Genomic DNA, 23,290 nt, shown 5'->3' with positions numbered 1-23,290 from the left:
TATGAATAGAGAAGATGCAACAGCTGCTTTTAACCATTATTCATCTCTTTATCAATCACCTGCGCAATCACCAGCAGCTTCTCTTCAGTGTCCTCTATATGTTTACTGAGATCAGCCAGCTCCTGATGAACCCTTGTATCTGTAAAAATGTTATCAAACCATACATCAAATATTTCATCATGTGACGTATCAGGTAAAGCAAAGTCAGCTGATAAATTAATATCCTCAAGTTCAGCAAGCACTGTCTGAAGATCATTCTGCAGCAGAGTGACATGATCATTAATTTTCTTGATATTCTGCCGCTTAAAATAACTGCCCAGTATGCCATTACCCATAATATCAATCCAGCTCCATGCCTTCGTATTACTCGTCATTTTTTTAATCTCTGTAATACGAGCTAACGCCAGATCCACCGCTTCTCTTGCTTCAATCAATTGCTGATTCATTGTAATACCCTCTTCTTTCTGATTTTAAGATATCATACACATTATTATCTCTATACTGCCATCAATCACTTGTAAGAAGCATATAAATAATGGAATAAGTGATTTTTCATTATTCACACCTTATTTCCTGGATAGATTTAACTTTCGATACCATTACCTTATCATATATGTAAAAATTTACACAATTAAATAAGCTAATCCTTCGAGAATTAGCTTTGTTATCATATGAAGAGCACCGCTAAAGGCAAAACTTGGTACTCTGAGTTTTTGGCGATTGCCCATCGAAAGATTAAAATAACGGTACTTCGTCTCCTAAATTCGTATCCATAAGGCGTAACAAAGTGTAAGTGGTAGGCGTTATTGTCCGTAAAAAATGTTCTATTGAGAAGTAGTCTTTCTACCCAAAATAGTTTATTGTGTTTGCAATTCAACTTCAATCATCATCGTGCTATTAAAGAGGTTGAATTCTTCAGGTGAATCACTGTCCTCAGTGTCACAATATCATGTTTTAACTGGTCAATTTTCCATAGAGAATCGAATACTTTCTGCAACTTCTCATCTGTTACAATATTCTTGCTGTTCACTGCGATAGGCGTCCGGTATTCAGAATGGAACTTCTGCATCTCACGGTTCAACTGCTGACGTAACGTGCTGAACAGAAACACAGCCTGCTGGATAGATAAAGTAGTCATGGCAACCTCCTGTAGAAAACCGTTATTTTGGATAGTTACAGCATAAAAATATCTTCTCAAAAATTCATCGCCTCATAAACTCGCTTTCCAGACGTTCCGCATGCGGAAAGTGGCTGGAAAGACTTGAGATAGTAGTTTCATCATCAATCAAGACATAAGTCTCCGAACTATCAAACGCAATTAACTCAAAAACAGCCTGTGGTTCAATATGACATAACCCATTCTTCAAATAAGGCTGTTCCATCGTAATATCAAAGCAGCTTGAATTTCCCATTATTTCTTCCCAGGAAAGCGCACGCGGAAAACCTGATAATACGCCCCATATCCATTGAACATATGAATACTGCTGCAGAAGCGAAAACAATTGTTCACCATCCAAAAAATAATCATGTGGCTCATTCAACGGAAAAGACTCGTTATCAGGATCATTATGTTCCGCACATCTCACTTTCCATTTCAGAGACTTTACGTAGGGTTCAATGTATTTCAGAATTTCATAAGGAAAAGTCACATAACCTTTTTCATTCAAAATAAATCCTTGCATGCTAGGTACTTACCTTTCCCGGAATTATATTTATAAATTTTCTACTTTAAACTAAATTATATTATTTTTCTTATTCGGAGAAAAAGAGCAGTACGTGACAACACGCGCTATATATTCAAGTGGTCCTTGTTTAAAATATTTGAAGTAAAGATTGCTTATAGCCACTTGTAAGAGAAAGAATAAAGTAGCAATCAGTAGTGATAATAAGAAGTTATCATTACCAAAACGCTGCATCCCGTAGCCATAGTAGATAAAAGAATGAAATACAGATTGGGCAATATAATTAGTAAGTGATAATCTGCCGATTGCTTCAAACAGCTTAAGTGCCTGCCATCTCTGATAGAGCGCATAAAATAATGAAATATAAGAGAAGCTCAGGAGATACATACTGAAGATGCCTAAGGTTCCTAAGATATCATTATCGGGCCAAATCACCATAAACGCCTTACATAGAATAAAAACAGGTGTCATATAAATAAAATTTTTCTTTACGGACGTCAGACCGGTTTCAAAAAAGCGATTCTTCGCCAATATCATCCCGATTAAAAAGAGCGGTATATTAAAAAGAATGGCAATTGGTATTAATAGCAAGAATTCTTCATCGGTAAAAGCCATGAACGGATCTTCTTCCATAAAGAAATCGTTGCGCTCTTGTAACGTTCCAGTTGAAAATATACTTTTCTCTGTTGCGAGATATTCACTTTGTTCTGCAGATAATCCACCAGTCGCAAAGCTTTGTTCAGCCGCCATTATTAAATCTGGATTGACCGATAAAATACCGACAATTAAAGGGATGACTAGAGTAGCTATTATCATCAGGGACCAAACTTTAAACCTCAGCATCCATACGACTATAAACGTAATAGTGCCGTACAGATAAAGAATGTCCCCACTGAAAAGATAAGCAGAATGAAGCATGCCCATAATGAAGAGAATTAACCCTCTTCTAATGATTGCCCGCTTCACAGGATGTCCTTTCTTCTCCAGACTCTCACTCATCTTCATTAAACCGAAACCAAACAATACAGCGAATATCGGCATAAAACTGCCTTCTATGAAAATCTTGACCCAATAAATAAAAAGCTTATTTAATGTATCAACCCCATAGAATTCCGGATAATTTGCCCCATAATGCCCAAACTGGAATAAGAGCAAATTAGCAAATAATATTCCCATCAAACTAAAACCTCTTAAACTATCAACAACTGTTAGTCTTTTCATAAACCCTTTTTTCTTTGCTACATCATTAAAAAGTATCTTAAAAATTTAAGAAATTCAGACCCCCTTATATTTAATGTACACAAGTGAAGAGAAATAGAGAATAGAGAATTTACTAATTTAAGGATACTTTAAGGTAAGGCTGTATTGCTTAATAAGAAATCTAGTAAAATATAGTTACTAGTAAGACTGAATATCTTAGTTTTTATAATCGTATTTGTATATAATATCAATTTAAACGAATATTTAATATTTAAATTTTATAAGGGGTTTAGCGGGTGTTAATGGCAAAACCATACAAAAAAGCACCTCTCGAATATTTTCGAGAAGTGCTGTAAACGTTTCTTCAATTGAACACAAATTGCTGACGCAATTTGTGGACTCCATCCGTAAGCGAATAAATTCGCAACAGCTGCAGCCTAACGTTTTGAGAACTGTGGTGAACGACGAGCGCCTTTAAGACTTGGTTTTTTACGTTCAGAAATTTTTGGTGTTTTATCACTAATCATATAGTGGATTAAGCATTGATGTTAAAGGATTTGTACAAATATAGGTTTCATGAAAAATCACTCAATTTCATAAAAGGGTAGTTAAAGGGTAACTAAATAAAATGCTGGTCGGTAGTAATTTTAAAATTTAAAAAACTTATTTAAATCTTCTATTATCCAATCTTTCTTTATATTATTTTCATTTAGATTGTTAGAGAGGTCACGTTTAACCTCGCCAATATTTATCTCTAAATCAAACATCTCGATAAACTGTTGTGTTTTTTTGATTACAGATTCATTATCTTTCACTTTATTAATTGCTTCTCTAAAAGATCTCTCATTGTTATTATCTAATTTTAGTATTTTTAAGACTTTACTAATAAACTCTTCTTTTTCAAAAACTACATCTTCAATCTGTTTATTATTAGGTAATATTTTTATATCAATATTTAGATTACTATAGTGTCTAGAAATAATTTTTTTCTTAGCATCTTTTCCTGCTTTATCTCCATCGACAAGAATGAAAATATCTCTATTTACATTACTTACACGGTCTAAATACAACAATATTGGGATAATTGATTCAGTTCCTTTTGTAAAGTAATTACTATGTGAATCTGCTTCTTCCACACTACTTTCTTCGCTATCTTCTTTTATATAATCTGTATATTTTCCATATCGAATTTGTGGTCTAAATGGCTTACCTTCAAGAATTTTTACCAGATAATTTTTGTCTGTCTTACCTTCACAAATAATTATTTTATCATGATCATCTATATTATCTAGAAGTCCATAATTTTTTAATACTGTAAATTTAGTAGAACTATCAAATTCTTTAATAACAGAAAATTTATTAATATCTTCATCATTTATACTTCTTTCATATTTTTTCTTTTCATATTCTTGCTCAATATTAAAAAATGCATATTTATGATTGTTGATTTCTGATAAAAATTCTCTTGAATGTGAAGTCATAAATATCTGACTATTATTAGTTTCTAAAGCTGCATTTTCAATAGTATCCTTAAGTTCCAATATGAGTAATGGATACAAAAATGCTTCCGGCTCGTCTAGTAATATAATTTTATTTTTTGTCGAGTATAACTCTTTCATAAGGAATAGGCTAAGTAAAATTAATGATGTTCTCTGTACACCAGCTCCTTTAGCTTTTAAAACTTGAGAATATGAATCATCTAACTCGAGTTTTATATTCTCCAACAGAAAGTCTGATATCTCTTTCTCATTACCAATTTTTAACCTAGGTGTAATATCTATATCATTATTTTTAAATATATAAAATTGTTTAGTTAGTTCAGCTTCTAAGTCCTCAATATTATCTTTAAAGGCACCTAGTAAATTTTCATAATTAGTCTCAAATTCTTCTATTGATTTTTTGATATTATTATTCTTTTTTTTATAATATTGAAGAATCATATCATTTACTACTGAATATGCTTGTTCAGCAATACCTTCGTCAGTGGTACTTAAATATACACACTTAAATGTTTTATTTAAATATGCTTCTATTTTTTTACTACTATTAAGTTTTTCTTCATGATGTTTTTGAGTTACTTTGTATGAAAATTTATCATTTGCATTTACTTTAAAATTTAAATCTAATTCAATATTAAAAACATTTTTATTATTTATAGTAATATTTTCATCATGTATTTCTAATTTTATTTTTGGGTGTTTAGTACCACCACCAGTTAACTGTTTAATCATATTCATATCAAGCTTAGGATCATATTCTTTTGGATTGAAAAATAAATTTATTGCTCTTAAAATATTCGTTTTTCCAGAATTATTTTTTCCTGTAAACATATTTAGATTTTTAATATCTTTTAGTACATTTTCATTATTTTTATAAGATCTAAAGTTTGAAATTTGGATTTTCCTTATATATGCCATTTACCCACCATTTAATAATCATTTGTCATATTTAAAATTTCTGATATCCAAGAATATACTGTCCTCGCTCTACGATCTACTGTTGATTGAGCATATTTCTTTTCAAGTCCACTATCGACTAAAATATTATATTTTTCTTGTTGTTCTAATACTCTACCAGCACTTAATCTCTTTTTCATCATTAGATTAAACGATTCAAAACTTAATATTCGTTCAATTAACAACAGTAATTTTTGCTTTTCATTTGAGTCCATTATCTTTGTTCCAAATTTACTTAAAGAAATTGAACCATCATCATTAATTTCCATAACTCCAAGATATAATCCTGCTCGTGAATAATACTGTGCCTGCCTATATACAAAATCGTGAGTCAATGTTATTTCTTCTAGGGAAAGTTTTTCTTCTTCTGAAATGTACAGTGCATTCATAATTTCCAATAATCTTTGAAGTCTATCCGCTTGAGGAAATGGTAAATTAGGATTTTCTTTTTTAGGTTTAACTTTTGCCATAATAGTTTGTATATCAATCATGCTAATAGTTTCACTAGCAATCATATAATTTTTTCTATGTAATAATTTAAGTGAATTATAATTATTAGAATCTGTAAATTCAAATACACTAAAATTATATGTACCATTATAGTATTGTAGAAAAACAGGAATAACTTTCTTACTTGTTTTACTACTCCAAAGCCTATAAGGATAGTATAACTGTCTTATTAGAAATGAATCTGTAATATTATTTTTGGCTTCTATAAGAATTACAAAATCTTCGGTTTCAAAACCGCCATCAATTTCCAACATACTTCCTTCTACACATATGTTATGACTGAGTTTACTACTTTTAGTCCCCTGTATTACAAAATCGAACTTACCCGTTCCCATTCTTCCTGAAATAGTTTGATAAACAAACTCTTGATCAAATAAATCTTTTAACATTCCTGCAATTAAACTTACATTTATCATGGTCGATTCTGAAGTTATATTTTCATGATCAATTGTTTCTATCCAATTTGGAAAATCTATATGCTGTCTTTCTTTTCGGAATACCGTACTTTTAGAATTAATGGTTTGATAGCATTGAAAATTTCCTATTACATATTCATATCTACCTACAGGTAATATAGCAAGATCGTTCTCATAAAAAATATCTGGCAAACTAGACTTATAATCAAACTTAGTCATAAGCCTTGCTTCTTTAAATTGATTAATGGTAGATGATGAAATGAAGTAATTTTCATTATTGTTTATATAATCTAATATATTGTAACTAGAAAAAATATCTTCCCATCTTTGATCAATTATTCTCCCTCTATTTCTCTCACTCATCTACAATTTCGCTCCTAAAAGTTTCTAATTAAAACTTCTTCTACCAACCCTCTTTTGGTACCTATTGAATTAATATTCCGTTTAGCATTAACAATTTCTATATTATAATCCTGATATAATTCTTGAATAGATGGCACATTTGCATTAGATAAAAGAAATTTAACGCCCTGATCATTTAAATCATTACAAACATTTCTTAAACGTTCCTGTTCTTTATGATCAAATCCACTTTCTGTGTATCCTGTAAAATTTGAAGTTGTACTTATAGGTGCGTATGGAGGATCGAAGTAAACAAAAGAGTTTTTGGAAATTCCTATCAATGATTTTTCATAATCACCACTCATAAATTTGATATCAGCTTCATTAAAATATGCATTTAACTCACGTAAGACAAATTCATTAACTATATTAGGACTTTTATATTTTCCAAATGGCACGTTAAAGTATCCTTGGCTATTCACCCGATACATGCCGTTAAAACATGTTTTATTTAAATAAATTAATCTAGATGCTCTTTCAACATTACTAACTTTATGATAATCTTTATAACGATCTTGTTCTCTTAAATTATAAAAATAAATTTCATCATTTTTATGTTTACCTAAATCTTCAATTAATGCTTCGACATCATTTTTTATTACATTGTAAGCATTAATAAGTTCTGCATTATAATCATTGACAATAGCATTAGAAGGTTGTAATTCGAGGAAAACAGCTCCCCCCCCTAAAAATGGTTCATAATACATAGTATTAGACTTTAATTTAATATGTTTTTTTATTTCAGGTACAAGTTGTCTTTTCCCACCAACCCATTTCACAAATGGCTTTGCTAGTTCTCTTTTCATATTTACCTACCTTTAGTACATTATTAGCTTATATAATTTATCCTTTATTATAACATTATTCTATTATCAAAAACGACTGTTCTATTATTCCTAGCTTTTAATATCAAATTATTTTATCTTAATTCATTTGATAAGTTATTATAGTGATTGCAACATTAGATAATTTTTAGATACTTTATCAGTAGTGTTGTATAAATAAATACATAATTTTCTGAAAATATACTTTTTACGAAAATTCAAAAATTGAAAATACCTAAACAGAGGTAGTAATCATCCATTTTTTTACTGATGCTATTACGCAATAACTAAGCGACATTTTTTAAGGGCTATCAGGGGATATGCTCCCTGATTCTGCGAATCAGATGGTGTCCGCTGCTCCATACAGAAGCTTTGAGTAATCTTGTAATCTGCAGGATACTCTTTCTACTATTATTCTTTAACTTAATTAATACGTTCAAACAGTAGACAATCAAAGCGATATAAATCTGATTGGAGACAGCTGGCTCTGAGCAGCCATAAAATGTTTTGACGTTCAGATGTTGTTTGATCCACTTAAAGAATAGTTCGATCGCCCAGCGTGATTTGTAGATTTCGCCAATCTCCTCCGGAGATAGGTCGAATCTATTGGTCACTAAGACAAGATTCTTGCCTTTGTTATCCTGAACAGTCACACGGCGAAAGTAATTCTCTGTCCTGTTAATCGTTGTTCCAAGGACCACCATCTCATCTGAAATGACGTTGGTTTGTTCACCAGTGCTGAAATCGTGAATGACTCTATGAACCGCATTATTTCGTAATCTCGATACGAAGAAGTAGCCCTCATCAGTCATTTCATCAAATCTGCTGTACTGTACATATCCACGATCAAAAACGTACATACATTCCTTGTCATCCACTAAAAGCTCAAGATGATTCTGATCATTCTCACAGGCATTGGTAAGGTAGAAATCATCTGGATATGAATCATGATCTTCCATATGAACCAACCGCAGGTGCAGCTTAACACCGGATTTTGTTTTTCTGAACTTTGCCCAGCGATAGTGATGGAGGTTTAGAGGTAATGTGCTAGAATCAATGATCTTCAGTGGTGTAGTGATTTTTCTCTTCTGATTGAAGTGCGTCTCCCTCTGAATCTGGTCTAACAGCTGACTGAAGATATCCTTAAAGATCTGTGTGGGAACGTCAGATAGTTTTCTGCTGAGTTGAGAGTAGCTGATAGAATCAAAACCTAAGGTTTTCTGAAGTTCCTCTGAAAAAACACTATCACTGACAGCACGTAGACTTTCGTTCTCAAACAACTGTGAATATAATAGAAGTTTAATGAAAGCACAGGTATCCAGCTTCTTTGTATAGTAATCTAAGTTCAGGATTTTCACCTGTTGAGAGATTTTCTTAAAATCTATAGGTGAAATCCATTGTTCAAATGATGATTTTCTAGTAAACTTATCCATGTTGAGATCCTTTGTATTGGATTTGGATGTGTGTTACTACCTCCAACCATTATAAAGGACTTTTTTTGTACCGAAAATAAATTTTTAGAATATTCCGTTTAAAACCGTAGGTTGAAATATTTTTATGCAACACTAGTGAAATCATTTATACAATAATTTTTTTAAACTTCCTCTTACCCACTTGTACAATCATACCATTCTCAATTTGAACCTTTAACTGCTCTTCTTCTACCTTCTCACTATTTATTCTGATTCCCCCATTCGAAATCATTTTTCTTGCTTCAGTTTTTGATTTAAACAAGTCTAATTCAAATGTTAATAACTCAATGATATCGTACAGACCTTCTTTTAATTTTATTTCATCTATATCTTTTGGCAGAGCATTTTTCCCGAAGACATTATTAAATTCCTGTTCAGCAATATTAGCTTGTTCTTCTCCATGATATGAAGCTACTATATGCTTTGCAATCTGCATCTTTGCTGTTTTAGGATGTATGTTACCTTCTGAGATTGCTTTAATTAAAGTTTTCTTCTCTTCAAGAGAGTAACGGGTAACTAGATTGATATACTTTTCCATTAGTTCGTCAGGATAGCTCATCAATTTACCGAACATATCTTTAGGATTTTCATCAATTCCAACATAATTATTTTTAGACTTAGACATCTTCTGTATACCATCTAGTCCCTCTAATAATGGCAATGTTAAGACTACTTGTTCTTCTTGATTGTAATGACCCTGCATATGCCGGCCCATTAACAGATTAAATAGTTGATCAGTTCCACCAATTTCAATATCACATTCAAGTGAAACAGAATCATATCCCTGCATTAATGGATAGAAGAATTCATGCAAAGCAATGGACTTATTATTAGTGAATCGATTAGTAAAATCTTTACGTTCCAATAATCTAGTCAATGTGATTGAGGAAGCCATATTTAATATTTCTTCTAAATCTAGTTCCTTCAGCCATTTTGAATTATAAAATACGTCAATGTTTTCTTTATCTATAATTTTTGATATCTGGTCAAAGTAAGTCTTAGCATTATAAATTACTTCATCGTCAGTTAACTGCTTTCTTGTTGCTTCTCTGTCACTTGGATCTCCTATCTTACCAGTGAAGTCTCCAATGATAATTTGTATCTTATGGCCAAAATCTTGAAATTGCTTCAACTTATTGATTATTACAGTGTGACCTAAGTGCACATCAGGTGCAGTAGGATCTAGACCAAATTTAATTTTTAATGGTTCTTCATTTACAATTGATTTTTTCAGCTTATTTTCAAAACTTTCTAACGGGATGATATCAACCAATCCATTTAATAGTGTATCTCTTTGTAATTCAAAATTTTGTCTCTGCTCATTACTCAAATCCATTATAAATCCTCCTTAAAATATAAAAACACCCATACAAATAAATGTATGGGCGTATAATCGCGGTACCACCAGACTTGGGTCTCTTATGTGTAACAGACACATGACTGCATTGATTTTAATAAGATGTATTCAATAATAATTACTTTCTGATTTTCACCAACCATCAGATCTCTAAAAAGATAATTAATATCTACTTGTTCTTCATCAATTTTTATTAAATTAAAGTAATTATATATTTATCGGAAATTTCTGTCAATATGTATATTCAAACCAATATTCAACATTACTTTAAGGTATCGTATTATTTTTTTATAACATTTGAATTAATAACACTTTCAAGATCATTTATATATTTTTTCACCTTAGAATCATCAGCATGATTCAGACACTCATATAAGTAATAAATCATTTCATTAATTTGATGGACAATTGGAAAAACATTAAACATTTCATTTTTAATCTCATCATTTTTCCAACTAGTTTGATTAAAAAGATTTTGTGATACGTGTTGTCCTGCCCCAAAACATTCAAATGTTACACAACCGTTAAAACCATTATCACGTAAAGCATCGTGGATGGTACATAAATATCCATCATTTAGATTATGACATGGTACTCCACTTGGTTTATCACATGGGAAATCCGCTGATTTACTATAAGGTAAAGCTACACAGCATAGAGCAAAACATTTACTACAATCAGACGTATACTTATGTGTCTCCATATTATTCAAATATATCCTCTCTACTTATAAATAAAAATCAAAAACATTCTTTATAGTTTCACCATATTAGCAAAACTATGAAAGAAAACATTCACAATATATCTCATAATACTAGTTATTTGATAACTCGAAAGTTTTCATTTTTACTCAAAACCCCTTAAACTCTTGGTATCATCATGTTTCTATCATTTTATTCATTTTTCAACTGAGTTACTCGAAAGTTTTTCATTTTTACTCGAAACCCCTTAAACTCTTGGTATCATCATGTTTCTATCGTTTTATTCATTTTTCAACTGAGTTACTCGAAAGTTTTTCATTTTTACTCGAAACCCCTTAAACTCTTGGCATCATAACATTTGTATCGTTTTTATTCATTTTTCAGCTGAGTTACTCGAAAGTTTTTCACTTTTACTCGAAAGTTCTCAAAACAGCTAACTAATCTAGCAAATAATAAGTTCTCTTAGGATCATTTTTACTTGATCCATGCGTAGATATAATGTTCATTCCTTCTAATTCTTTCAACCTTTTTCTCGCCGTTGGAACAGATCTTTGAATGATAACCGCAATTTGAGAAGCTGTTAATTCTCCTTGATTATATAAATGTCTCACAATTAACTCTTGCTGCTCATTCAAACTTTCAAATAATTCAGGCGTTATTATTTTACTTACTCGCCCTGTTTCTCTTTCTTTTCTGGCAACGATATTATTTTTCAAAGTCAGCTGAACTGCACTATTGTTTGGTTCTGAATAAACTGGGTCATCCAGGAAATAGTCTTTCATTTCATCAAATATACGCCCAACGCCTTCATTTGATTCTCTTACCCACTTATATTGAGTCAGTGCTGCAGCCAGTTTAGGATTCCTTGAATATCGCTCCTCTTTAATATTCTCTAAAGTGACAGAAGCAGGAAGTGCACCTGGACTAGTTATCTCCAGTCTGTCATCAAACATTTTTATTCTGATATGATCCCCTTGATTATCATATCTGCGATGAACGATAGCATTGATCATGCCCTCGAACCAGGCAAACTCAGGATACTCAGGAAGTGTCACAAATCTTCCTTCTTTTCCTAAGAAGGTATATTCACGTAGCTGCGTATTAATAAATGTCCTGGCTTCTCTAATTGCCTTAGGCAGTGCATTCTCAAACGTTACGTCTTTAACGACATTCAATCTTGAACCTGATTCTTCACTGGTTCCTTCATACCTCATAAAACGAATACGTGCACTTGGAAAATAAACATTGATATTGTCACTAAATAAAAGTAAACCTGCTACTGTCAATTGATTGTTCCTCATAAACCCTCTGGCTTTTAACAGCTTCTCAGTACTCACATGCGTACCTAATAACTTCTTAAACTCATCTACTAGCTCTTCATTTACATCATCAATAGAAGAGTATTCAACGAGTTCTTCTTCGAAACGTCTTGCCCCACGATCATATTCAAGATTAGTAATCTGTGGATGTGTAAGTTTCTTACTTTTATCATTTACTCGTAAATAGACAGAATCATCTTTTAAAGTGATGATGGCATCATAGCTAGGTTCTATATTAAAAATTAATATTTTATCATCTTCGCCTTCGCTATTTTCAACTTCGATGATTTCATGAGAATATCGAGGTATTCTCGAAAGGAATTCATATGGTGCTTCAATGTATTCTTCTATACGCTTTGCTTTCGAGTGGTTAAATCCGCTGATTTCTCTATCATCCTCTATTCCAATAACTAACGTACCACCTTCAGCATTAGCAAAAGCACTTATATGCTGAGCAATATCCTTAGGATGAATTGATGCTCTTTTTCTATCCAGCAATTGACCTTCTGGTTCATACTGATAGAAGTTTAGTCTGTCTATCATATTCTTCACCTCAATAACCATTCATAAAAGGGATTTATTATATCAAATTATAACATAGAGAAATGAAATCTTCGGACAGCAACAAGTTACTGTACGTATATCAGTAGGTAAAAAAATTTAGAATTTCATTTAACATCAATCAGTATCATAAACTGTCATATTTCTTGAGTAAAATTAACAATGTTACCATTTTAAATCCTCATTAAGATATTTAAGGGGTAACATCTATGTCAAAACCATATAAAAAAGCACTTCCTGGAATATCCCAAGAAGTGCTGTAAATGCTGATATAACAACGATATTAACGTTTTGAGAACTGTGGTGAACGACGAGCGCCTTTAAGACCTGGTTTTTTACGTTCTTTCATACGTGGGTCACGTGTTAACATGCCCGCGCGTTTTAATGATCCACGGTATTCTGGGTCTGCTTCAAGTAATGCACGTGCGATGCCGTGACGGATTGCTTGTGCTTGTCCAGTGAAACCGCCGCCACGTACGTTTACTAATACGTCGTAGTTGCCTTTAGTTTCAGTGATATCGAATGGTTGGTTTAAGTCTAAGATTAATGATTCAAATGGTAAGTAATCACGTACGTCACGTTTGTTGATAGTGATGTTACCTTCGCCCGGTACTAAACGTACACGCGCTACTGAATGTTTGCGACGGCCTGTGCCTTGGTATTCAACTTGTGCCAATGTATTGTCCTCCTCTTAATTAACCACGTAACTCGTAGTTTACAGGTTGTTGTGCTTGGTTTTTGTGTTCTGGTCCAGCGTATACGTGTAATTTTTTGCCCATTTTATCGCCGAGTGAACCTTTTGGTAACATCCCTTTGATAGATGTCTCAAGTAAGCGTACTGGGTTTTTCTCACGTAATTCACCAGCAGAGATTTGTTTTAAACCACCTGGATGTAATGAGTGACGGTAGTAGATTTTGTCTTGTGCTTTGTTACCTGTGAAGTGAATTTTCTCAGCGTTGATGATAATGACGTGATCGCCACAGTCTACGTGTGGTGTGAATGTTGGTTTGTTTTTACCGCGTAAGATAGATGCTACTTCTGAAGAAAGACGACCTAAAGTCTGTCCTTCTGCATCAACAACGTACCATTTGCGTTCGATGTTTGATTCGTTTGCCATGAATGTTTGACGCATGTGTTTTTCCTCCTAAAATAAAAAAAGTTCCCTCTGAATTCTGTCTATATATCTGTAACACAATAAGTTTCCGGGGCTTATTGTAGTGGTTGATATTAAACAATACCGTTGTCTATCTTATAACATTCCGGGGTCTGTTGTCAATGACTTCGGTGTAGTTTTAGTAATTATTTTCGTACCTGCGGGTATGTCTTTCTCGAGTTCTTCTGTCGTCAGATAAATCTTCTCGAGGTAGAGTCCCTCGGCCGGTGCGGTCTTGCCCGCTTCCCTCCGGTCACGTGCAGCAAGGAGCGCTGCTGTATCGTCCTCGCGTCTGCCCTGGCCGATGTCGATCAGGTGCTGCACCATGATTCTGACCATGTTGTAGAGAAAGCCTGAACCGATGACACGGAAGTCGTAGCCGTCAGGTGTCTTCGTGACAGTGAAGCTGTAGATGGTGCGTTCTTTGTTCTCGATCTCTGTCTTCGCAGAACAGAAGGAGGTAAAGTCGTGTGTGCCGAGAAAGGTCCTGGCTGCTTCGTTCATCTTATCAAGATCCAGGTCATAGGGATACCATGTCTCGAGTCCTGTCTTCATGACGTCTCTATAAGGCGTCTGATAGATTTTATAGCGGTAGGCTTTACCGATGCAGTCATAGCGGCTGTGGAACGTCTCCGGGATCTCCCTGACATCTGTGATATAGATATCGTCCGGCAGGCTTGAGTTAAAGGCATGCTGCCACTTGGACGGTGTTAAGTTCAGATGTGTATCAAAATGGACATACTGACACAGAGCATGCACGCCCTTGTCCGTGCGTGATGACGGGTGAATACGTACGAAGTCTCTATGCATGCGCTTCAGTATGCGCTCCAGTTCATATTGTACGGTGCGGCCTTCATTCTGGATCTGAAAGCCCTGAAAGTTCGCACCGTTATAAGTGAGTTGTAATAAAATTCGCATCGTTCACCTCTAGTTTCTGAAATACAGGATGAGTAATGTAATCGGTATAAGGGTCAGTAATGTCAGTGTGTCGGCCAGGCGCCAGTCCAGTCTGCGGTACTTCGTCCGGTTGACATCGCCTCTATAGCCACGCACTTCCATGGCGACAGCCAGGTCTTCTGCCCGTTTGAATGCTGAGACAAAGAGCGGCACAAGAAGTGGCACGATCGCTTTCAGCCGCTTCACCGGGTTCCCTGCTGTCATATCAGAGCCGCGCGAAACTTGTGCCCGCATGATTTTCTGCGTCTCGTCCATCAAGGTTGGTATGAATCTCAGGGCGATCGACATCATGAGCGCGAGTTCATGGACCGGCACTTTCATTTTCTTCAGCGGTCTGAAGAGCGTTTCAATGGCATCTGTCAGTGAGATCGGACTCGTTGACAGCGTCATAATCGTCGTCAGGATAATAATCAGCAGGAAGCGTAAGGTGATAAATATCCCCTGCTCCACGCCGTTACGGTCCACAGTCAGAAAGCCTAATCTGAATAACGTGCCGCCACCCTTCGTCCAGAGAATGTGCATGAAGAACGTGAAGATGAGTAGCAGCAGAATCGGCTTCAGGCCACCGATCAGGAAGGACAGCTTGAGGCGAGAGGCAGAGAGTGCCATCAGGATGACAGCAATCAGCAGCAGATACGTCAGGATGTTATTCGCCAGGAAGATGACAATCGTCATCAGAAAGACGAAGATCAGCTTCATCCGCGGGTCCAGGTGATGGACGAAGGAATCGAGGGGGACGTAGCGTCCCAGCACCATATTATCGAGCATACTGATTCCTCCAGTCCTTATACATACGAGCGAATTCTTCTGCTGTCAGCGCAAGCGCCGGAAACTGAATACCGTGTTTCTTTTCCACCGCGTACTGCAGCTGCACGACTTTTGGCGGCAGCAGGTCGTAAGGCGTCAGATCCTGTCTGAAGACGTCATTCGGTGTCCCTTCAAGCACAACCGTGCCCTGATGCAGCACCTTGATATTATCCGCACGCGCGGCCTGGTCCATCTGATGGGTCACGAGGATAATCGTCATGCCTGTCTCCTGATGGATCCGGTCAAATAAAGCCATAATCTCCTGCTGGCCTTTAGGATCCAGTCCCGCTGTCGGCTCGTCTAAGACCAGTATCTCAGGCGCCATCGCGAGAACGCCTGCGATCGCCACACGCCGCATCTGGCCGCCTGACAGATCAAACGGAGAGCGACTGAGCAGTGACAGGTCCAGGTCAAGGCGTTCCATCAGGTCATAAGCTCTCTCTTTCGCCTCTTTTTCAGGTACACCGTAGTTAAGTGGACCGAAGATAATGTCCTTCATTACCGTCTCCTCAAAGAGCTGCTGCTCCGCAAACTGAAAGACGACGCCCACACGACGTCTAAGGGGCGCCATATATTTGTTCTTTGTCTTCGAGGTAATCAGTAAGTCATCAAACTGAATCGTCCCCTCAGTCGGCTTCAGTAGTCCGTTCAGATGCTGGATCAATGTGGATTTCCCTGATCCCGTATGGCCGATAACTGCATAGTACTTACCGAGTTCAAAATCAGTTGTAATATCATATAACGCACGCACTTCAAACGGCGTACTTTTTGAATAAGCATAGCCTGCACGCTCAAAATTGATCATAAGTTGTTCAGCAGCTCCTCATCCAGTACAAATTTAGACTCGCCCGTTATCAGCTGATACATACGCATTGAGAAAGGTAACGGCAGACCGATCGCTTCAAGTTCGTTCCCGCGTTCAAATAACGTCTCAGGCGTCCCCTGCATCACGAGTCTGCCCTGATGCATGACGAGTAGCCGGTCCGCCTCTATCGTCTCCTCCAGATCATGCGTGATCGCGAGAACCGTCAGATTCAAATCGCGCTGCAGCTGACGGATGACGTCCAGCACCTCAAGACGTCCTTCCGGGTCCAGCATCGCGGTCGCCTCGTCTAATATAATGATGTCAGGCCTGAGCGCAATAACGCCTGCAATCGCCACGCGCTGCTTCTGACCGCCTGACAGGTGATGCGGCTCATGGGTCTTCATATGAGACATAGAGACCGCCTCCAGCACTTCTTCCACCCGTCTGTGCATCTCGTCGTAGTCCACCCCGTAGTTCTCGAGTCCGAAGGCGATGTCATCCTCGACTGTCGCACCGACAAACTGATTATCCGGGTTCTGGAAGACCATACCGACCTTACCATGGATATCATAGCTGTTCTCTTCAGTTACAGCCATACCGTCCACTGTGATACTGCCTTGCTGCAGCGGCATAATCGCGCCGAGCAGTTTGACGAGCGTCGACTTACCCGAACCATTATGTCCGACGATAGACACCCACTCACCACGTTCAACAGAGAAAGAGACATCTGTCAGTGCAGCAGTCTCCTGCTCTTCATATTGATAATTCACATTCCTCACGTCCAGCATGCTTTCTCCCCCATTCATGTATCACTAGTATAGCAAATTCAATACACAAAAAAAGAGAAACATCCTGCTCATACCTTACTGCATCCAGATCAGAGTCCGGTTATTTTTCAGGAAACGTGAGACAAGTCGGTCGATTCTATTGAATAACAGCAGATTAAACATCACCCAGAACAGTCCGAATGCCATTCCACCCAGAACATCGGTAAAGAAATGGGCATGGAAATACATGCGACTGAACATGACGCTCTCCCATATCACTGCTGATAGCGTATAGACAATACAGCGTACATAGCGATTTTTCAGCTTAGGTGTCAGGATGATAATCACTATCATAAAGAGCACACTACTGGATAGTGTATGGCCGCTTGGGAATGAGAATCCTCCGTCTGCAAGCAAGTGGTCATAAGGCCGTGCTCGGTGGAAAAGACGTTTTAACATCAGACCGATTAAGCCACCTGATGCCACAACATACATCACCCAGAGAGCTAGCGAGTAATATTTTTTGACTGCCAGGTATGCAGCGAGTATCAGAATGGCAATAACAACAGTCGGCACATCAAAATATTTGGCAAATATCGTGAAGTACGATTCATAGAACCCTGTGAACGTCATCTGCGGCTCCCCGTAGTTTGTCATCCACCAATTGAATGTCAGTAAATCGACTAAATGCAGTGCTTTCACTTTAAATGTCAGACCGAGAGCTACCAGTAAAAATGTGATAAGGCCGATAATCGCCGAGAACGTAACGGCGCGTTTTGATATTGAATACATGATGATTCCTCCTGTTAGTTATGAAAAGTCAGCTAGTTGATCGACTGCATCACTTGTTCAGATTGTGTGACTGCCTGCTGGACTTTTGTCTGGTCTCCGGACTGTCTGACTGCTGCTAACACCCCGTCTATTGTCGTATCGACTGATGTCCATTTCTTCGCATCAATGGCACGAAGTGCGGGTTCCTGCTGATCCCATTCATGTTCCAGCTGGTCAGCACCCTGTTTCATCACAAGCTTATCTTTTGCGTTTTTAATCTTATCTTCTGTCTTGATAAATGCAGTCAGCTGTCCTTTTAGTGTCGTTGTATGCGGCGCAATGGTCTGCATGCGAAGCTGGTAAGTCCCGATTCCTACGATCAGGAAGATCGCGAGGAGTGCCACTGTCTGCCATTTTGCACCTTTGTTACTTGAAACTTCCGTCATTGCGACATTTTCATCTGTATGGTCGACCTTTGTTTTAGCGAGATAGATGATGATACCTAATATAAGGACCAGGAAGATGATGCTTGTAACAGTTGTACCCAGGCCAAGTCCACCGTTCTTTGCAGGTTGTGACAACAGATCGCCGAGTGAGGCACCGAGCGGACGCGTTAAGATATAAGCCGCCCAGAAAGCAAGGATGCCGTTCAGTTTCAGGTAACGATAAGCCATATAGATCAGTGCGATGATGGCTGCTACACCAATACCTGTATAGAGGTAGCCAAAACCAAGCTGCTCTGAATAGAGGTCACCGACTGCTGTACCGAGTGCGAAAGTAAAAAGAATGGTCAGCCAGTAGAAGACCTCACGGCGCACTGTATAGATAGAGTGAATAGACAGTGTTCGTTCACTTATATACCACATGCCGAACGTCAGTGCTAAGAGTACTGAGAAGATAGCAGTCGACACTTCGAGCGGTACACCCATGTTGTCTGTCATATTATCAGTGACCAGCGTACCAAAGACGCTTAAGAGCACCACTGTCAGCCAGTAAGTAAAAGGTCTGTAGCCATGGGCACGGAACTGGAAGAATAGCGACACGGCAAGTGCGACACCCATTAAGATTGTAGTAGCTGTTAATCCAATACCCAGATTGAAGTTGATGAAATCAGCGAATGTCTCACCTACTGTTGTACATAAAATTTTAATTAACCAGAAAAAGACGGTAATCTGCGGAACTTTGTTCAATAACTGTCGGTTCATTTGAATCACTCCTTTAAGTTGATAGGTTCACTATAAAGGAGAAAACTGAAATGAAACTGAAAAAGACCGCCTTATTCCGGAAATTCCAGTATAAAACTGGTTTTTTTATTCAGTTCTGATATCACTTTGATTTCGCCCTGCAGCTGAGTGACCTGTTCCTTCAGCAGTGCAAGACCGATGCCACTGCCCTCAGCTTGTGTATCACCGCGTGCATAGCGGTCAAATATATGATCGATATGCTGAGGCGAGATGCCGCGTCCATTATCACTCACTTCAATCTGCAGCAGATGATGATGCTGACGCGCCGCTACCGTTACAATGACATCATCATTATGTTTAATCGCATTATCCAGCAGAATCGTCAGCATCTGCTTAAGCTGATCAGCTGACAGTTTCGTCACGATATCGTCTTTATACTGACGGATAATGACCCCATCATTCAGTGTAAGCTGCTGCTCAATGACTTCATCCAGCACAGGCGCAAGTTTAATCTGTTCTTTATTTTCATAGTCACTTTCCAGGTTAAGGGACTGATGAATAATACGCTGCATATATTTAATTTCACGTTTGATTTTCTTGAGCGACTCCAGACTTTTCGGCGACAACTTAGATTGATCAAGCGCAATGATATAGTCTGTCCCGAGCGAGATGGCGGCAATCGGTGTCTTCAGTTCATGAGATGCATTCTGAATGAACTCTTTATGCTGCTGCAGCATCTTTTCGTAAGTCTTAATGGGTTTGATTGCGATATAGTAGGCTGCACCCAATATCAGCACGGCCGTCATCACTAATAAAATGAGTAAGAGTCTGAAGAGAAGCAGCTTTGTTTCCTCGTAATCAGTAATATCATTCAGAATATATAGCCCTTCCTCTCCTTCAACATGGTAACGATCCTTACCGTTTTTAATGACAAACCCGGGCTGCTGATCAAGCACTTGCTGTTTAAGTAAAGAAGCAGACAGCGGTGTATGGTTCGTGATGATCTGTCCCTTCTCCACTTCCATATAGTACTGTTCCTGGCCGATGGGTCTACCTGTTGCAAGGATTGACCTTACTTCTTTTAGTTCAGCCATTGATGATTCCTGAATTTCCTTATTCACTTGCCACGAAAATATAGTGATGATGCCGACATATAAAATACCGATTAATAGTGACAGGAGGAGAACATATCTGAGAAAAACCTTTTTAAAGTCATAATTCATCGCATATCTTCCAGCTTATAACCGATATTTCTGATACTCTTAATTTCAAGCCCTGCTTCATATTGCTTCAGCTTTTTCTTCAGGAGACGCACAAGCGCGTCTATATTATTGTCACCGACTATCTGCTCAGTTGACCATACGGTGCCAAGAATCATCTCCCGCGTCACGATATGGTTCAGAAATAAGAGCTCTAACAGCGTATATTCCTTATGGGTCAGATTAATTTCAGTTCCATGGATGCTGAATGAATGGCGGTTAAAATTAAAGGTCACACTGCCTTTTACCTTCTCGTTATGATCAATTAGCTGATAACGTTTGATAACAGCAAGCATACGGGCTTCCAGCTCCTCCATCTCGAAGGGCTTCGTCAAGTAATCATCGGCACCCGTCAGGAGTCCTTCAACCTTATCTGAAGTCTCTGACTTGGCGGTCAACATAATAATCGGTACCTGAATCCGTGCATCTCGCAGCTGTCTGATGATCTCAATGCCTGAAACGGAGGGCAGCATCCAATCTACTAGTACAATATCATAACGACTGTTATCAAAATAGTAGACGACATCTATGCCATCTTTTAGCCATTCAACCGTATAGTTCTTCAGGGTCAGTATGTCTGTCAGAAAGCCCCCTAAAGTCGCGTTGTCCTCAATCAGCAGAATCTTCATACTGCACCTCTCCTTTTTAGACCTATTATACATCGGTGAAACAAAAAAACCTTTTAGCATCTGCTAAAAGGATTAAGAATGAAAAAAGCGCGCACTCTGCCACAGGAGTTCACGCATATAGTTGTTCAATTGTGGCAGAATACTCTGAGCTAGACAATATCTATGTGTGGTAAACATTATCGTTGCACTCATTTGCTTATAGTGTGTGTATAAGATAAGTGATCCCTATAAACTTGAATTATACTAATTCAATGATAACCATTTCTGAACCGTCTCCGCGACGTGGTCCAACTTTCATGATACGAGTGTAGCCACCTTGACGTTCGTTGTAACGTGGTGCTACTTCATTGAATAATTTTTGTACTGCGAATTGAGTAGTGTCATCTTCGTTAGTGATTTCAACACGACGTAATACTTCAGCTGCCTGACGACGAGCATGTAAGTCACCGCGTTTACCTAAAGTGATTAATTTTTCAACAATTCTACGTAATTCTTTCGCACGAGCTTCAGTTGTTTCGATACGTTCGTTCACGATTAAAGATGTAGCTAAATCGCGTAACATCGCTTTACGTTGATCTGAAGTGCGGCCTAATTTTCTGTAACCCATGAATCGTACCTCCTTTTACTAGTCTTCTTTTCTTAATCCAAGACCTAAGTCTTCGAGTTTAAACTTAACTTCTTCAAGTGACTTGCGGCCTAAGTTACGAACTTTCATCATGTCCGCCTCAGATTTATCTGCAAGTTCCTGTACAGAGTTAATTCCTGCACGTTTTAAGCAGTTGTAAGAACGTACTGATAAGTCTAATTCTTCGATAGACATTTCAAGTACTTTTTCTTTGTGATCTTCTTCTTTTTCAATCATGATTTCAGCGTTCTGTGCTTCATCTGTTAAGTTAACGAAGATGTTTAAGTGTTCAGTCATGATTTTCGCACCAAGCGATACAGCTTCCTGTGGTGTTAATGATCCGTCTGTCCAGACATCTAAAGTTAATTTATCAAAGTTCGTACTTTGACCTACACGTGTATTTTCAACTGTGTAGTTCACACGCTCCACTGGTGTATAAAGTGAGTCCACTGGAATCACACCAATTGGTAAATCACTCGTATTGTTATCTTCAGCTAAAGCATAGCCACGACCTGCATTAGCGATTAAACGCATTTTCAGGTGTCCACCTTTAGATACTGTTGCGATTTTTAAATCTGGGTTTAAAATCTCAACATCGCTGTCATGCATGATATCTTTGGCAGTGACGATACCTTCATCTTTCACATCAATTTCAAGCACTTTATCTTCATCAGAGTAGATTTTAAGCGCAATACCTTTGATGTTCATGATCATAGTTGTCACGTCTTCTACCACGTTCTCTACAGTAGAGAATTCGTGCAGAACGCCTTCGATTTCGATGTTTTTAACAGCCGCACCAGGTAATGAAGAGAGTAGGATACGACGTAAGGAGTTACCTAAAGTTGTCCCATAACCACGTTCCAACGGTTCAACAACGAATTTACCGAATTTAGAATCTTCACTGATTTCAACTGTCTCAATTCTAGGCTTTTCGATTTCAATCATTTATTTATCCTCCTTCAACAACGTCGAATAATTTTTAGTGCTACTGCTATTGTAAATGAACGGAAGTACTAAATAAAATTATACGCGACGACGTTTTGGTGGACGACAACCGTTGTGAGGAACTGGTGTAACGTCTTTGATCGCTGTGATTTCAAGACCTGCTGATTGTAAAGCACGGATAGCTGCTTCACGACCTGCACCTGGACCTTTAACTGTAACTTCAACTGTTTTTAAACCGTGTTCCATCGCTGCTTTAGAAGCAGTTTCTGAAGCCATTTGTGCTGCGAATGGAGTAGATTTACGAGAACCTCTGAAACCTAACGCACCAGCTGATGACCAAGATAAAGCGTTACCGAATTCATCAGTAATTGTGACGATTGTATTGTTGAATGTTGAACGGATGTGAGCTACACCGTTTTCAATATTCTTTTTAACTCTACGTTTACGAGATACTTGTTTACGAGCCATTTATGTTTCACTCCTTTAC

General features: G+C 37.5%; 25 protein-coding genes. All 25 read right to left on the bottom strand.

The window, feature by feature from the left end:
• Nucleotides 1-29 precede the first annotated feature (29 nt).
• The 25 genes from MGG13_RS01350 to rpsK all read right to left on the bottom strand — a co-directional run bounded on the left by MGG13_RS01350 (nt 30) and on the right by rpsK (nt 23,271).
• The gene (locus MGG13_RS01350) at nt 30-446 is read right to left on the bottom strand and encodes a hypothetical protein (RefSeq protein WP_239035090.1); all 417 of its coding nucleotides are present in this window, start codon (nt 444-446) and stop codon (nt 30-32) included.
• A 440-nt stretch (nt 447-886) separates the two neighbouring features.
• Nucleotides 887-1,138, bottom strand: coding sequence for a hypothetical protein (locus MGG13_RS01345; protein WP_239035089.1), 252 nt, complete (start codon nt 1,136-1,138; stop codon nt 887-889).
• Nucleotides 1,139-1,202: 64 nt separating this feature from the next.
• A complete protein-coding gene (locus MGG13_RS01340) occupies nt 1,203-1,682 on the bottom strand; it encodes a hypothetical protein (RefSeq protein ID WP_239035088.1) in 480 nt (159 codons plus the stop codon).
• Nucleotides 1,683-1,733: 51 nt separating this feature from the next.
• The gene (locus MGG13_RS01335) at nt 1,734-2,903 is read right to left on the bottom strand and encodes a DUF418 domain-containing protein (protein ID WP_239035087.1); all 1,170 of its coding nucleotides are present in this window, start codon (nt 2,901-2,903) and stop codon (nt 1,734-1,736) included.
• Nucleotides 2,904-3,319: 416 nt separating this feature from the next.
• Nucleotides 3,320-3,409 carry a 30S ribosomal protein S9 gene (gene rpsI / locus MGG13_RS11360; protein WP_338041206.1) on the bottom strand — a complete coding sequence of 30 codons (90 nt, stop codon included), beginning with the start codon at nt 3,407-3,409 and terminating at the stop codon, nt 3,320-3,322.
• Nucleotides 3,410-3,529: 120 nt separating this feature from the next.
• Complete coding sequence (locus MGG13_RS01330; protein ID WP_239035086.1) at nt 3,530-5,299, bottom strand: ATP-dependent nuclease; 1,770 nt, start codon at nt 5,297-5,299, stop codon at nt 3,530-3,532.
• Between the two features lie 11 nt (nt 5,300-5,310).
• Nucleotides 5,311-6,627, bottom strand: coding sequence for a type II restriction enzyme (locus MGG13_RS01325; protein ID WP_239035085.1), 1,317 nt, complete (start codon nt 6,625-6,627; stop codon nt 5,311-5,313).
• Between the two features lie 14 nt (nt 6,628-6,641).
• The gene (locus tag MGG13_RS01320; RefSeq protein ID WP_239035084.1) at nt 6,642-7,472 is read right to left on the bottom strand and encodes a DNA adenine methylase; all 831 of its coding nucleotides are present in this window, start codon (nt 7,470-7,472) and stop codon (nt 6,642-6,644) included.
• Nucleotides 7,473-7,801: 329 nt separating this feature from the next.
• The gene (locus MGG13_RS01315) at nt 7,802-8,923 is read right to left on the bottom strand and encodes an IS4 family transposase (RefSeq protein ID WP_239035083.1); all 1,122 of its coding nucleotides are present in this window, start codon (nt 8,921-8,923) and stop codon (nt 7,802-7,804) included.
• Between the two features lie 145 nt (nt 8,924-9,068).
• Entirely contained in the window at nt 9,069-10,298 is a 1,230-nt protein-coding gene (tyrS, locus tag MGG13_RS01310) for a tyrosine--tRNA ligase (RefSeq protein ID WP_239035082.1), read from the bottom strand.
• Between the two features lie 301 nt (nt 10,299-10,599).
• Nucleotides 10,600-11,031, bottom strand: a complete 432-nt coding sequence (locus MGG13_RS01305; protein ID WP_239035081.1) for a hypothetical protein — start codon at nt 11,029-11,031, stop codon at nt 10,600-10,602.
• Between the two features lie 426 nt (nt 11,032-11,457).
• The gene (locus tag MGG13_RS01300; protein ID WP_239035080.1) at nt 11,458-12,882 is read right to left on the bottom strand and encodes an ATP-binding protein; all 1,425 of its coding nucleotides are present in this window, start codon (nt 12,880-12,882) and stop codon (nt 11,458-11,460) included.
• A gap of 301 nt (nt 12,883-13,183) precedes the next feature.
• Entirely contained in the window at nt 13,184-13,576 is a 393-nt protein-coding gene (rpsI, locus tag MGG13_RS01295) for a 30S ribosomal protein S9 (RefSeq protein WP_133429831.1), read from the bottom strand.
• A 19-nt stretch (nt 13,577-13,595) separates the two neighbouring features.
• Nucleotides 13,596-14,033, bottom strand: a complete 438-nt coding sequence (rplM, locus tag MGG13_RS01290; RefSeq protein ID WP_133431451.1) for a 50S ribosomal protein L13 — start codon at nt 14,031-14,033, stop codon at nt 13,596-13,598.
• Nucleotides 14,034-14,150: 117 nt separating this feature from the next.
• Nucleotides 14,151-14,972 (bottom strand): tRNA pseudouridine(38-40) synthase TruA, encoded by an 822-nt coding sequence (gene truA, locus MGG13_RS01285; protein WP_239035079.1) that lies wholly within the window; start codon nt 14,970-14,972, stop codon nt 14,151-14,153.
• Nucleotides 14,973-14,981: 9 nt separating this feature from the next.
• Nucleotides 14,982-15,779 (bottom strand): energy-coupling factor transporter transmembrane component T family protein, encoded by a 798-nt coding sequence (locus MGG13_RS01280; protein WP_239035078.1) that lies wholly within the window; start codon nt 15,777-15,779, stop codon nt 14,982-14,984.
• Complete coding sequence (locus MGG13_RS01275; protein ID WP_239035077.1) at nt 15,769-16,623, bottom strand: energy-coupling factor transporter ATPase; 855 nt, start codon at nt 16,621-16,623, stop codon at nt 15,769-15,771. Before MGG13_RS01275 ends, MGG13_RS01280 begins: the two co-directional genes overlap by 11 nt.
• Nucleotides 16,620-17,393 carry an energy-coupling factor transporter ATPase gene (locus MGG13_RS01270; protein ID WP_239035076.1) on the bottom strand — a complete coding sequence of 258 codons (774 nt, stop codon included), beginning with the start codon at nt 17,391-17,393 and terminating at the stop codon, nt 16,620-16,622. Before MGG13_RS01270 ends, MGG13_RS01275 begins: the two co-directional genes overlap by 4 nt.
• Before the next feature lie 93 nt (nt 17,394-17,486).
• Entirely contained in the window at nt 17,487-18,182 is a 696-nt protein-coding gene (locus MGG13_RS01265; protein WP_239035075.1) for a phosphatase PAP2 family protein, read from the bottom strand.
• Nucleotides 18,183-18,214: 32 nt separating this feature from the next.
• Entirely contained in the window at nt 18,215-19,366 is a 1,152-nt protein-coding gene (locus MGG13_RS01260) for a COG4705 family protein (protein ID WP_239035074.1), read from the bottom strand.
• Between the two features lie 71 nt (nt 19,367-19,437).
• Nucleotides 19,438-20,568 carry a sensor histidine kinase gene (locus MGG13_RS01255; RefSeq protein ID WP_133431444.1) on the bottom strand — a complete coding sequence of 377 codons (1,131 nt, stop codon included), beginning with the start codon at nt 20,566-20,568 and terminating at the stop codon, nt 19,438-19,440.
• Entirely contained in the window at nt 20,565-21,233 is a 669-nt protein-coding gene (locus MGG13_RS01250) for a response regulator transcription factor (RefSeq protein ID WP_239035073.1), read from the bottom strand. Before MGG13_RS01250 ends, MGG13_RS01255 begins: the two co-directional genes overlap by 4 nt.
• A 238-nt stretch (nt 21,234-21,471) precedes the next feature.
• Nucleotides 21,472-21,840, bottom strand: coding sequence for a 50S ribosomal protein L17 (rplQ, locus tag MGG13_RS01245; protein ID WP_133431442.1), 369 nt, complete (start codon nt 21,838-21,840; stop codon nt 21,472-21,474).
• 18 nt (nt 21,841-21,858) lie between these two features.
• Nucleotides 21,859-22,803, bottom strand: coding sequence for a DNA-directed RNA polymerase subunit alpha (locus MGG13_RS01240; RefSeq protein WP_133431441.1), 945 nt, complete (start codon nt 22,801-22,803; stop codon nt 21,859-21,861).
• A gap of 78 nt (nt 22,804-22,881) precedes the next feature.
• Complete coding sequence (gene rpsK, locus MGG13_RS01235; protein WP_133417857.1) at nt 22,882-23,271, bottom strand: 30S ribosomal protein S11; 390 nt, start codon at nt 23,269-23,271, stop codon at nt 22,882-22,884.
• Between the last annotated feature and the right edge of the window lie 19 nt (nt 23,272-23,290).

Origin of the sequence: Macrococcus brunensis, from assembly GCF_022343725.1 — a bacterium.
In the GTDB taxonomy this organism is placed as follows: Bacteria; Bacillota; Bacilli; order Staphylococcales; family Staphylococcaceae; genus Macrococcus; species Macrococcus brunensis.
Note: the sequence above shows the minus strand (reverse complement) of the source record. Positions and strands in the feature narration are given on the sequence as shown.